At 63.5% G+C, this 12,325-nt stretch carries 12 protein-coding genes and 1 tRNA gene; 3 read left to right on the top strand and 10 right to left on the bottom strand.

The window, feature by feature from the left end:
• Positions 1-2 precede the first annotated feature (2 nt).
• Positions 3-575 carry a 4Fe-4S dicluster domain-containing protein gene (locus tag C1A15_RS01105; RefSeq protein WP_101720871.1) on the top strand — a complete coding sequence of 191 codons (573 nt, stop codon included), beginning with the start codon at positions 3-5 and terminating at the stop codon, positions 573-575.
• A gap of 136 nt (positions 576-711) precedes the next feature.
• Here the strand turns inward: C1A15_RS01105 and C1A15_RS01110 are convergent, their stop codons facing one another.
• The 4 genes from C1A15_RS01110 to C1A15_RS01125 all read right to left on the bottom strand — a co-directional run bounded on the left by C1A15_RS01110 (position 712) and on the right by C1A15_RS01125 (position 5,776).
• On the bottom strand, positions 712-2,019 hold the full coding sequence (locus C1A15_RS01110; protein ID WP_101720872.1) for an MFS transporter: 1,308 nt from the start codon (positions 2,017-2,019) through the stop codon (positions 712-714).
• Between the two features lie 42 nt (positions 2,020-2,061).
• Positions 2,062-2,778: a Crp/Fnr family transcriptional regulator gene (locus tag C1A15_RS01115; protein WP_101720873.1), complete on the bottom strand. Its 717-nt coding sequence runs from the start codon at positions 2,776-2,778 to the stop codon at positions 2,062-2,064.
• Positions 2,779-2,942: 164 nt separating this feature from the next.
• The gene (locus C1A15_RS01120; RefSeq protein ID WP_101720874.1) at positions 2,943-4,556 is read right to left on the bottom strand and encodes an amidohydrolase; all 1,614 of its coding nucleotides are present in this window, start codon (positions 4,554-4,556) and stop codon (positions 2,943-2,945) included.
• A complete protein-coding gene (locus C1A15_RS01125; RefSeq protein ID WP_180952950.1) occupies positions 4,556-5,776 on the bottom strand; it encodes an MFS transporter in 1,221 nt (406 codons plus the stop codon). The genes C1A15_RS01120 and C1A15_RS01125 overlap by 1 nt, the downstream gene beginning before the upstream one ends.
• Before the next feature lie 237 nt (positions 5,777-6,013).
• Between C1A15_RS01125 and C1A15_RS01130 the strand changes: the two genes are divergently transcribed.
• The gene (locus tag C1A15_RS01130) at positions 6,014-6,799 is read left to right on the top strand and encodes a response regulator transcription factor (protein WP_101720876.1); all 786 of its coding nucleotides are present in this window, start codon (positions 6,014-6,016) and stop codon (positions 6,797-6,799) included.
• Here C1A15_RS01130 and C1A15_RS01135 read toward each other — a convergent pair.
• Both C1A15_RS01135 and C1A15_RS01140 read right to left on the bottom strand, forming a co-directional pair.
• Positions 6,796-8,013: an MFS transporter gene (locus C1A15_RS01135; protein ID WP_146001777.1), complete on the bottom strand. Its 1,218-nt coding sequence runs from the start codon at positions 8,011-8,013 to the stop codon at positions 6,796-6,798. The genes C1A15_RS01130 and C1A15_RS01135 overlap by 4 nt on opposite strands.
• 269 nt (positions 8,014-8,282) lie before the next feature.
• Positions 8,283-8,891 (bottom strand): TetR/AcrR family transcriptional regulator, encoded by a 609-nt coding sequence (locus tag C1A15_RS01140; RefSeq protein WP_101720878.1) that lies wholly within the window; start codon positions 8,889-8,891, stop codon positions 8,283-8,285.
• Between the two features lie 260 nt (positions 8,892-9,151).
• Between C1A15_RS01140 and C1A15_RS01145 the strand changes: the two genes are divergently transcribed.
• Positions 9,152-10,204, top strand: a complete 1,053-nt coding sequence (locus C1A15_RS01145; RefSeq protein WP_101720879.1) for an amidohydrolase family protein — start codon at positions 9,152-9,154, stop codon at positions 10,202-10,204.
• A gap of 135 nt (positions 10,205-10,339) precedes the next feature.
• Here the strand turns inward: C1A15_RS01145 and C1A15_RS01150 are convergent, their stop codons facing one another.
• The 4 genes from C1A15_RS01150 to C1A15_RS01165 all read right to left on the bottom strand — a co-directional run bounded on the left by C1A15_RS01150 (position 10,340) and on the right by C1A15_RS01165 (position 12,282).
• Positions 10,340-10,627 (bottom strand): hypothetical protein, encoded by a 288-nt coding sequence (locus C1A15_RS01150; RefSeq protein WP_101720880.1) that lies wholly within the window; start codon positions 10,625-10,627, stop codon positions 10,340-10,342.
• 9 nt (positions 10,628-10,636) lie between these two features.
• Positions 10,637-11,203, bottom strand: a complete 567-nt coding sequence (locus C1A15_RS01155; protein ID WP_180952951.1) for a 3'-5' exonuclease — start codon at positions 11,201-11,203, stop codon at positions 10,637-10,639.
• 131 nt (positions 11,204-11,334) lie between these two features.
• A tRNA-Met gene (locus tag C1A15_RS01160) sits at positions 11,335-11,411 on the bottom strand.
• Positions 11,412-11,562: 151 nt separating this feature from the next.
• Complete coding sequence (locus tag C1A15_RS01165; protein WP_180952952.1) at positions 11,563-12,282, bottom strand: DUF4097 family beta strand repeat-containing protein; 720 nt, start codon at positions 12,280-12,282, stop codon at positions 11,563-11,565.
• Positions 12,283-12,325: the final 43 nt, after the last annotated feature.

Genomic DNA, 12,325 nt, shown 5'->3' on the forward strand with positions numbered 1-12,325 from the left:
CCATGGCTGACAACATCCAATACGGCATGGTCATCGACACGACGCGGTGCATGGGCTGCCAAACCTGCGTGGTAAGCTGCAAAGTCTCGAACCGCACGCCCGAAGGACTGTACTGGGGCCGCGTGCGCAGCCGCGACGGCGAGATCCCCTACCAGGCCACGGGCACCTTCCCCGATGCGAAGCTGGCGTTCAGGCCCGAGCTGTGCAACCATTGCGCTTCGCCCGCATGCTTCGCCAAATGCCCGGCCGGCGCCATCGTGAAGCGCGAGGAGGACGGCGCGGTAATCGTCGACGAGGAAGCCTGCATCGGATGCGGCACGTGCGCCATCGCCTGCCCGTACGAGATTCCCCAGATCGACGAGGCGGCCAAAAAAGCGTCGAAGTGCAACCTGTGCTACGAACGCGCGGCTGTCGGCGAGCAGCCCTGGTGCGTGCTGTCGTGCCCCGGCAAGGCGCGCATCTTCGGCGACCTCAACGACCCGCAAAGCGACGCGGCGAAGTACCTCGCCGAAAAGAAGGCCGTCCCCTTCCACGAGGAATACGGAACCGGCCCCTCGGTGTACTACGTGCAATAGCGCTCTTTTCGGCATCCCTCCCCGGAAGCCCGCCTCGGCGGGCTTCCTGCTATTGAGGGGTGAGACAAAGGGACGGGGTAATCGTCTCATTAGAAATGAGACGATTACCCCGTCCCTTTGTCTCACCCTTGTCTCGCTAGAAGCGCACCGCTTTGCTGGCGGCGAGCAGGGCAAGGGCGCTTGCGGCCATGAAGACGGCCTGCCCGACGAACACGAGCTCGGGAGCCGCGGCAACAACGAACAGCCATCCGAACAACGTCGAGGCGCACGCGATACCCAGATCGACGACGTTTTGTTGAACGGCGAGCGCCGACGCCCGGAAGCGCTCGTCCACGCGCGCCGATATCGTAGACAGCACGACGATCGTCGAACCCGACGATCCCATGCCCGCTGCAAAGCCCGCCGCCAACAGCACGAGCGGAACGGCTTGCGCGAACGCGATCAGACCGATGCCCGCGCCCATGCAACCGAGCGTAACTGCCAGCAGCACACGTCGATTGCACCTGTCCGCAACCCACCCGGCAAGCGGATTGGCGATGAGGCCGCCAAGGCTGAAGCAGGAGAAGAACAGCCCTGCGTTGATGGGGATGGCAGCTCCTTCGACGAACGTCACGACGAAGTTCATCGACAGGCCGTACCCCAGCGCGACAACCGCCGTCACGCACAGCAGCACCACAAGAGTTCGCTGCCCTGAGGCGAACGCCATGCGCAACGTTCTCGCCGTCCCCATACGTTGCCGTTCGCGAGCGGCACGGGCAGGGCGTTCTTCCGCGTCGTCGCGTGCGCTTCCGCCTGCGCCGTCACCCGCTGGCGCGAAGCAAAACGACAGGAAGAACGCCGCCACGGCGAAGCCCGCCAACACCATGAAACAGGCAGCGTACCCCCGTTCGTTCACCAACATCAACGCAACAAGCGGGCCGAACAGGAGCGATGCCGCCGTGGCGAACCGATAGGAGCCGATGAACAGACCTTCCTTGCCCGTAGGCGCGATGGAGGCTACGGCCGCGACCGCGCATGGCCAGAACGCCGAAAGCCCCACGGCTTGAATGCAACGTATGAGCAGCAACTGCCAAAATGTCGTGCAGAAAATCAGCAGCACGCTGGACACGACGAACGAGCCAGCCCCAACAACCATGACGAAACGGGTACCGCGACGGTCGGCCAGCGGGCCGAAATAGAACCGCATGACGACGGCTACCAGGAGGAACACCGTCCCTTGTAGGCCTGCTTCCACCATCGTCGCGCCCATGTCCAGCGCGTACGCCGGCAACAACGTCATCAGAATGTTGTTGCACCCATACATGAAGAAGCCTGCAAACGAAAGCCCCGCCAGCGGCGCAATTCCCTTCAGTGCGAGCTTGCGCTCTTGTGCGTGCGACTGTTCCGTTATCGACATCCCCCGACACCCTCCTACACTCTTGACCAGAGTATATCCGTAGGGCATCGGCCAGTCTGACCAATATTGTGCACAAGCAGTAAGACGCCGCTACTCGCCCGATTCGAGCATCGTGACCTTCTCCAGACGGTCCATATCGAGTATCTCGATGCTGTTGCGCCGTTTCGCCACGATCCCCTGCTCTTGAAGGCGCGAGATCGACGACGTGACGGAATTCCTGCTGATGCCGAGGATGTTCGCCAGATCGCTGTTGTTGTACTTCACGATGATGCGTGGCTCGGTGTGGGGCGAAGCGGCTGCTCGTGCGCTCAGCTCGTCGCGCCCAAGGCTCAACAGCAACATAGGTACGCGCTGCGCGGTGGCGTAGAATGCCGAGGAAACCGATTCGTTCGTCAGCACCGATATGAGGTTGTACAGGTATTTCACCACCATGTCAGCGAAATCGGGACACGTGTGGAGCGCCTTGAAGAACGACTCCTTCGGAATGGCGATGAGCTCGCTGTCGGCGCACGCGCTCGCGGTGGCGATGGGCATGCAAGCATCGCTCAAGATCTGAAAGCCGAAGAAGTCTCCCTTCTTGCAGAAATAGAGCGTTTTCTTGCGCCCGTCGCGTTCGAGTTTGTATATCTCGACCATGCCCTCCACCACGAAATGGGCGCTCTTATGAGGCTCTTCTCCCCATCCGAACAAAACGCCCTTCGGCACGTGGCGCACATGATAATCGACGCCCGCCTCCTCGAGCATGCGCACAAGCTCGTCCTTGGCCGGAAGCTCCGACGCGATGTCTCCCTTGTCAGGCCAGAACATGGCGACACCCCTGCAATCGTACGTGCTTCATGATTTCCCCACCCGTCAAACGATGAACATTCCCCCGCTCAAAGCATAGCACAGCGCGCTCGGAGGCACGTGAAGGAAACGCCCGGCGCGCATAGCGGACCGAGCGTTTCGAGTTGACGTGAGGAAAAGGTCGCCTACCGCGCGAACACCGTCTCCCCGCCGACGATGGTGGCCACCACCGACGCTTCGGCGATTTCGTGGAGGTCGTTCACGGCGAAGAGATTGCGGTCGATGACCACGATATCGGCCAGCTTGCCTGGTTCGAGCGTGCCCAGCTCGTGGTCGAAGCTCTCGACCCAGGCCGAGCCCTGCGTCATGCACTGGAGCGCCTCGCCCAGGGCGAGCGCGTACTCGCGATGGAAGCCCTCGGCAGGTTGGCCGTCGGGCATGCAGCGGGCCACGGCCGCGTACAGCACCTGCAGCGGCAGCACCATGGGCGCCGCCGGGAAATCGGTGGACAGCCCCAGGGGCACGCCCGCGTCGCGTACCGTGCGGAAACGCCAGCAGCGCGACGCGCGGTCGGCGCCGATGCACACGTCGTAGAATCCGGTGGACGAACCGAACGTGGCATGGAGCGGCTGCACGCTAGCGCCTACGCCGAGGGCAGCCATGCGCTCGATGTCCTCGTCCGTGATCGTCTCGATGTGCTCGAGGCAGTGATGCAGCTCCTTGCGGCCGTTCGCGGCCTGGGCCTCCTCGTGCGCATCGAGTGCCAGCCGTGCCGACGCGTCGCCGATACAGTGGACGCGCACGGGCAACCCCGCGGCATCGGCCGCGCGCACGAGCCGCTTGAACTCGTCGGGCGGCAGATTCGTCTCGCCGCGCAGGTCGGAGCCCTCGTACGGTTCCAGCATGAACGCGGTGTGCGCCTCGATCACGCCGTCGAGCACCTGCTTCACGCCGCCCACGCGCAAGCGGGTGCCGCGCAGCTGGGCGCGCAGGTCCAGCGCCTCGGGAATTTCCAGCAGCGACGGGAAGAACGTGATGCGGCAGGTGAGGTCGCCGTCCTGCTCGATCTCGCGGTACGTGTCGTAGATGTCGTCGTTGGACAAGTCGCGCGGGAACATGTCGCCCACCGCCGTGATGCCCAGCTCGCGGAACACGTCTAGCAGGCGTAGGATGGAGCCCTTGAGCCCCTTCACCTGCAACGCCAGGTCGGACACCATCGTGGAAGCCGGCTGACCCAGCAGCAGCCCCACGGGGCGGCCGCTTTCGTCGTGCACGATCTCGCCGCCCTCGGGCTGCGGCGTTTCAGCCGTGATGCCCGCCTTCGCCAGCGCCGCGCCGTTCACCCACACCGCATGGTGATCGAAGCTGCTCAGGCAAATGGGCTGGTCGGGCGCGAAGCAATCGAGCGAGTCGCGCGTGGGGGCCGCATGGTCGTCCCAGATGGCCGTGTCCCAGCCCAGGCCGTACACCCACTCGTTGTCGGGATGCGCCTCGCAGAAAGCGCGCACGCGTTCGGCGCACTCCTGCTCGCTCGTGCAGCCCATGAGGTTCACGCAGAAGTCGGGGTCGTCGTAGGCCGCGGCCGACGCGAAGTGCACGTGCGAGTCGTTGAAACCGGGGGCAATCAACCGGTCGCCGTAGTCCTCCACCTCGGTGTCGGGGCCGGCCAACGCCATGACCTCGTCTTTCGGCCCGACAGCCAGCACGCGGTCGCCCGCGATGGCCACGCCGCCCGCGAAGGGCTCCAGAGTGTTGCCCGTGAACACCGCCTCGGACAGCAGAATGCGATCGGCAACCATTACGCTTCGCTCCCTTCAAGTTCCTCAGGCACGGGCGCTCCGCCCTTGTCGAGCGAACGCGGGAGCATAAGCACCGGGATGAATGCGATGGCGAAGAAGATGCCCTCCAGGATGAAGTTCAGCGTGTAGTCAGTGCCGGCGATCATGCCGATGCCGATAGGCAGCACGTAGGAGATGATCAGGCTGACCGAGCCGATGACGCCACCGGCGGAGGCCGCATACTTCAGGCCGATCTCGGGCAGCTGGAACGGCAGCGCTTGCAGGATGGGGCCCGACGCGGCGGAGAAGATGCCGTTGAAGCATAGGAGCACCCACAGGATGATGCCCATCGGCGAGTACCAGTTGGCGATCATCACCACGCCGCCGAGGATGCAGATGACGACGAGCACGAGGCGCGGCTTGCCGGAACGCTGGCACAGCACGGGGCCGATGATGGAGCCGAAGATGGATACGATGGTGAGGAACGCGGCCATGTTGTTGGCAGCCATGATGTCCACGCCGCGCATCTCGACCATAGCCTGCGGCAGGATGCCGGAGTAGTTCGTGGCGGTGGCCATGCCCAAGCCCGTGGCGATGGCAATGAGCCATACGAACTTGTTCTTGATGGCAACGCCGAAGTACTGCATCACCGGCTCGGACGGGGGAACCTCCACGCCCTTCGGCTGGTTCTTCGCCAGCACGAACCATAGCACGAGGATCACGGCGAACGCGACGGACGACCAGAGGTAGGCGTCCTGCACGCTCGGGAAGAAGGCGGACGTCGCCAGGCCGGCCGCGATGCCGCAACATGCGGCCGCGAAGTAGATGCCCATGGCGAAATCCATCTTGTCCTCGAACCAGGCGCCGAACAGCTTGATGGTGGCCGCCTGCAACACGGACGGCGCGATGCCGGTGCCCAGCATCATGACCAGCATCATGGTGAAGTCGCCTGCGACCAGGCGACCGAACGCCAGCACGACCGAGATGGCCGTCGCCACGCCCACGACGATCTTCGCGCCGAACTTGTCGGCCAGCGAGCCGCCGGGGATGGACACGAACACGCCCGCCAGCAGCGGGGCGAGCAGCAGAGCAGAGAACTGGGCCACGTCAATGCCCAGCGCGGGCATGATTTCGGTGGCCAATGCGGAAAGCTGGAACTGGATGTAGTCCGCGATGAAGATGATGAGACACGAGACGAGCAGCACCACCCAACGATACGAGGACAACGTACGCGATTCCATGATTCCCCTCCTTTGTCGATACGAATGAAATAGTTGATACGCCGGCATCACCTGGAAGTATAGGGACTGGCTCCGTCCGCCACCATCGACCGAACTTCGTATCTTTCTACGCGCAAAGCGGTAGACCGGCCGCCGCGCCCGCGTGCACCGTCGGCTTTTTGCGCGCGCGGCGCTGCGCTATACTAGGCCGTATCGGACGAACCGCAGGGTCCGCGTTATCGTTGCCGGGGAGGCGCAATGCCAGACGAACAGGGGCCGCAGCCCATCAACTTGCTCACCGATGGCGAATGGCTGCAACTCATCAAGATCATCGGCTTGGCGAATCGCCTCAACGAAGACTACGCGTTTCGACGTACGATCCTCGAGCAGCTGCGCATCCTCATTCCCTACGAATCGGCGGCGTTCTTCCTCACCGACCTATCGAAGGTGTCCACCACGCCGAACTTCTTCGCGTCGCCCATCGGCATCGACTGCGAGGAGGGCCGGCTGGACGAGTACCTCGAAACCGCCTGGGAAGGCGACAAGATCCGCGAGCTGTTCCCCACCGACGAATCGCGCGTCATCCGCGAGAGCGATTTCGTCTCGAAGGAGGAGAAGCGGTCGTCGTCCTACTACTCAGATTTCCTCGGCGGGCGCAACGTGCTCACCTGCACGTTCGCCTGCCCCAAGGGGCCACTGGGGTCGCTCAACCTCAACCGCAAGCTCAACGACTTCAGCGATAAAGAGGTGTTCATCCTCGAAGTACTGGAGCCGCACATCACCGAGCGCCTGTCGCAGCACCGTCTGCAAGACGGCAGCCAGAAGGATTTCGAGAAGTTCCTGCAGGATCACAACATCACCGCGCGCGAGGGCGAAGTGCTGTCGTGCCTGCTGAAGGGCATGAGCAACGGCGACATCAGCGAGGAGCTGTGCATCAGCCCCGCCACCACGCGCAAGCATCTGGAGAACCTGTACAAGAAGGCCGGCGCGAAAAGCCGCCTGGAGCTGGCGGTGTTCGCGCGCCAGCACATGCGCGCCGGCTAGGGCAGGGGTACAGGGTCCGGTGCGGGGTCGGGCAGATTTGCCGACGCCGCTTCCGGCGCAACGGCCGGCACAGGATCGGGGGCGCAGAGCGGCAACATGGACGGTGCTTCGCGCACCTTCGACAGCAGCACGATAGGCACGACGGCCAACGCGAAGCACAGCGATTCCAGGATGAGGTTGAGCGAGTAGTCGGCTCCCGCAATGGCCGACACGGCCAGCGGCAGACCGTAGCTGACGGCGAGGCTGACGCTGCCCACCACCCCGCCGGCCGAGCCGGCATACTTGTGCCCGATTTCGGGAAACGCCCCAGGAAGCGCTTCGAGCACCGGTCCCGCCGCAGAACCGAGCGCGCCGTTCACCAGCAGCATCGCCGCGATGCCCACCGTACCGAACAGCGTCCAGCTCAGCAGCTTCGCGATGCCGCCCAGCACCACGATGACCGCGAGCGCGCCTTTCACGCTCCCGAGGCGCTGGCAAACCAACGGGCCCAACACCGAGCCGGCGATCGACCCCAGCGACAGGATGGCCGCGGTCGCTCCAGCCGACTCCGGATCGAGCCCGTGCACCTCGAACAGCGCCTGCGGGAACAGACCCACGTACGCGGTCGACGTCGCCATGCCCAGGCCCACGGCAAGCGCGACGAGCCACACATTCTTGCTGGCGGCAGCCGTCATCAGGTAGCGCGCGACCGGTTCGCCCTCCGGCGGCTCCTCGCCCTTCGGCACGTCGCGAGCGAACAAGGTCCACGCTATCCCGCAAGCGAGGAACAGCGCCGCGGGCACGAGAAACGCGACGGCCATGTCGGCGAAGAGGTTGGACGTGGCCTGCGCGCACGCAATGCCCACCGAGGCGCTGGCGAAGTAGATGCCCATGGCCATGTTGCTTGATCGCTTGAACCAGATGCAGAACAGCTTGATGAGCGAGGCCTGCAGGACGGCGGGGCAGCACCCCAGCAGGAACATCGCGCAGAACAGCGACGGGTAATCGCCTGCGCATACCCGGGCGAAGCCGGCCGCTACCGACACCGCCGTGGCCACGGCCACCACCGCACGCGGCCCGAACCGGTCGCACAGAACGCCGCCGGGAATGCTGAGGAACACGCCCGACAGCAGCGGGGCCAGCAGAAGGCTGGACAGCTGCACCGAGTCCAGCCCGAAGCGCGGCACGATCAGCGGGGCGAGCGACGACACCTGGAATTGCAGGTAGTTCGTCATGAAAATGAGCGCGCAGGAGACGAGCAGAATCACCCACCGGTAAGCCGGCAAACGAGGAGCACTCGGACAACCATCCGTGTCGGTCGAAAGCCTCGGTTTTTCGCGAAAAACCGAGGCTTTCGACCGACAACGCTTCCGACTGCCCCCAGCACGATCGCCCACTCGGCACCCCCTCGCGTCGCTTCCCCGATGGCAGCATCATCCCAACTTCCGATGCCGTCCGCCAGTACGCAAAGCGCGTATCTTCTTAGGGCAATGTGCGTAGACGCCTACTGCGGCAACGTCACTTGCTGGTCCATCTCCAGGCCGTGCAGCAGGCCGCGGAACGTCAGCCTTGTCAGCAGTTCCGACATATATGCAGGCGATTCGCGCAGCCCGCCGTTGATCCACTTGATGGTGATGCCGATGTGAGCCGAGATGATGTACTGGATGAAGTAATCCAGCGAATCGCCCAGGCCGCCGCCCTCGAACGTGCTGAATATCTCGCGGTACGTGCGGTGCGCGCTCTCCTCGAACTTCTTGTTGAACAGGGGCGCGCCGTGCGGGCCGAGCATCGTCACGAAGAACTGCGCGTGGTCGTATATGTACTCGAAATGCCGCTTGTAGTAGTCGTGGCTTTCGCGCTCGAGCCCGCGCTCCGCCTCCCGCGTGGGGCTCGCCTCGCGACGCAGGTCGGCCAGCACGTCGTCGATGATCTGGTTGACGAAGAAGTACTTGTCCTCGAACTGGAAGTAGAACGTGCTGCGGGACACGCGCGCCTTCTTCACGATCTCGTTGACCGAGATGCTCTCGAAGTCCTTCTCCTGCATCAGCTCCAGAAGCGCGTCCGTCAGGTATTGCCGGCTCCGCGCCTTCCGCATGTCGTTCGTGCGATCCATGGGACGCCCCTTTCCCCGGCCGCGGCGCGGCGCTAGGCCGCAGTGCGCCCTTGTGCGTCCTGTTGCGCCGCGCCTTCGCGCTTCCTGTCGTGCCGCGCGCCTCTTGCCGCGCCCGCGCGCTTCCGTTCTCGCACAATTTTACTACATATGTCCGAATTCCTACAATACGTCCAATTTTGCAGATACCCAGCCGGAATTCCGCTCGCTAGAATCGAGCTCGTCGAACCGATCACATCAAACCACAAGGAGGCACGAGAACGATGGCACACGAGTTTCGCACCGAGTTCGTCAAGGACTACGTCGCGCCCTACGGACAGGAAGTCGCGCATGGGAAAATCGCGCTCGAGGAGCATTACGAGTCCCCCACCTGGGACGCTACGGGCGACCCGGCGAACGAGACGGCCCGCAACAAGGAGGACTACTTCGAGGCCGTGAAGGCGCGCCTGCACTCCCCCGAAATCCGCATCGAGGAGATGGATCGCAACGGCGTGGAGATGTTCATCATGTCGCTCACCCAGCCCGGCATCCAGGAGGTGCTCGACACCAACGAGGCCGTGCAGCGCGCGCACGAGATGAACATCTGGATCTACGAGAACTACGTGCAGAAGTACCCGACCCGCTTCAACGCCTTCGCCGCCGTGGCGCTGCAAGACCCCGAGGCCGCGGCCAAGGAGCTGGAGTTCTGCGTGAAGGAACTCGGGTTCGTGGGCGCGCTGGTGAACGGCTACACGATGAAGAACGATAAGAACAACATCGAGTACCTGGACGAGAAGCAGAACTTCCCGCTCTGGCAGAAGCTGGTGGAGCTGAACGTGCCGCTGTACCTGCATCCGCGCGACCCCGCCCCGAACCAGCAGCGCGGCTACGAGGGCTACGAGGGCCTGCTGGGCTCCGCCTGGGGATTCGGCGCCGAGACGTCGCTGCATGCGCTGCGCCTGCTGTGCAGCGGCCTGTTCGACGAGCTGCCCGAGGCCAAGCTGATCCTCGGCCACCTCGGCGAAGGCCTGCCCTTCGGCCTGCCGCGCGTTCAGCATCGCCTGAACAACCAGAAGCCGTGCGGCGCGCACAAGAAGCCCCTGACCGAGTACTTCGAGCAGAACGTGTACGTCACCACGAGCGGCCACTTCAACACGCAAGCGTTTTTGAACACGCTCATGGAGTGCAACACCTCGCACGTGATGTTCTCGTCCGACACTCCGTACGAGAGTCTTGACGAGGCCGCCCTTTGGTTCGACAACGTGCCGCTCAGCCACGCCGACCGCGAGCAGATCGGCCGCCAGAACGCCATCGACCTGCTGGGCCTGAACCTATAGCGCACCCTGAGATAGGGCTCGTCGCAAGGCTGTCGCCCGAAACGTACGGTTTTCGCGCCAAAACCGTACGTTTCGGGCGACAGCCCTCTCCCCAACCGGCTCGCGTCGCCGCGCCGTTGGGCGCGGCGGTCCCTGCTATTCCTCGTCGTCGAGCTTCGTCTCGAAGGTGAAGCGGGCAGCTTGCATTTCCTTGAGATACGCCGAGCATATCCGCAGTTCGCGACCATCCTCAAGCGTAATGGACAGCGATCCCATCTTGCCGTCGCTATCCAGCTTGATCAGCTGCATATCCACCACCGGCTGCGTGCGAATCGCCTGCCCATCGTCGCCGCGCTCCTTGAACACGATCGGCTTCGTTTTCGTGAATCCGAACAAGTCTCGAATTTCGGTCTCGCTCATGGCAACCGTCTCATGCATGGTCATCACCGTCCCTTACCTCCATCGTGCCCTGCTCCTGCTGGAGCTGCCGCCGAACACGTACGGCCGCGGGGCGGGCACTTCGATCTCTTCTGCAAGCCGCCAAAACAACTCTCGGCAGGCGTTCGTATCGCACAGCGCATCGTGATGCTGGTCGAGGGAGATGCCGTAGTAGTCGCAGCACGTCGACAGCCCGAATTTCCGACCTCCCAGCACGCGCCTGGCCATCTCGCCGGTGTCGATGTAGTAAAGCTCGGGCATTTCGATTTCGACGTACTCCAAGCTCCGATAGATGGCGGGGCAGTCGGCCGTTTTGGCGCAATGCGCGACCACCACGCTCGACTCGACCAGCGACCCGAGCGCTTCGTTCCACACGACGTCGAACGTCGGCTCGTGCGCCACCATCTCCTCGGTGATCCCGTGGACGCGCTGCGTCATCGGCTCGAAGTCGCACAGCGGGTTCACCAGCTGATAGCAGCTGTCGAGCAAGTCGCCTTCGTAGTTCGTCCTCTGGTAGGCGATCGAGCATATGTGCCGCCGGGCGTCGGCCCATTCGACATCCAAGAACAAATAGCCATCCATCCCGACGGTCCTTCCGCTGCAAATAACGATCCAGAGCATAGTATATAATCATTATTGTCATTGATGACGATGTCGAGTGTATCTCGACATAAAGAAAAGGACGGAAGCAATGCTTCCGTCCTGTTAGTTTCTGGTCGCGGGGACAGGATTTGAACCTATGACCTCCGGGTTATGAGCCCGGCGAGCTACCAGACTGCTCCACCCCGCACCGTTATGTTGCGCCTACCTCTCCTGCCCGAAGTGCCTTCAAACAGGAAAAGCGGCAAGAAAGAATATTACCCTTTCATCTTTACAAGCGCAAACAATTTCTCATCACTCCACATAGTCTACACTTTTGCGAGCTGAGCCGACCACTCCCCCTACCCCACGCTGTCCAGCGCGAAGGTGCCGCTTGCGAGGCGAGCGGACACGCGGGCGGAGCCGTCGCCGTGGCGATAGGCGCCACCGACCCGCTCGAGTGGAAATCCGCTCTTGAACGCTCCCGACGCTTTCGTGATGCGCGCCGTGAACCCCGACGACGCAGGGACGGCCACGCGCACGCTGCCGCTTGCGATATCGGCGTCGATCGATTGCGGGCACGCGCCGTCGCACAGCACCCACACCTCTCCCGACGCCGCATGCACGTCCACGCCCTCGTCGAAGCAGCCCACCGCCGACACGCACCCGCTTGCCACGTCGACGTGCAGCTTGCGGGCGGCAACCCGGTCGACATCGATCTTCCCGGAAGCCAGCTTGAGCTTCATCGCGCCGCATCCGATGTCGCGCACCTGGTACGAACCCGACGACCCCTCGACGCTCACCCGTTCGAACGCGCTCGCGAACGCACGGGGGATGCGCACTTCAAGATCCTTGCGCCCCAGCAGAAAGCACTCGAACCACGAGCCGAAATCAACCTCGAGCGTCGATCCCACAACCCGCCACCGCATCCGCTGGCTCTCGCCCAAAGGACGCGGAGCCGTTTCGGTCAGCTCGATCGCGTGCGCCTCGACATCGTCGACCACAACGACGTTCACCGCTCCCGAAGCCCACTTGATTGCCAGCCCCGTGATCCCTGCCGCCTCTACGCTTGCATCCGCCATGAGCACCCCTTCGTCGTCGTTTTCATCCATTCTAGAGGCGAAG

Origin of the sequence: Eggerthella timonensis, from assembly GCF_900184265.1 — a bacterium.
GTDB classification, from domain to species: domain Bacteria; phylum Actinomycetota; class Coriobacteriia; order Coriobacteriales; family Eggerthellaceae; genus Eggerthella; species Eggerthella timonensis.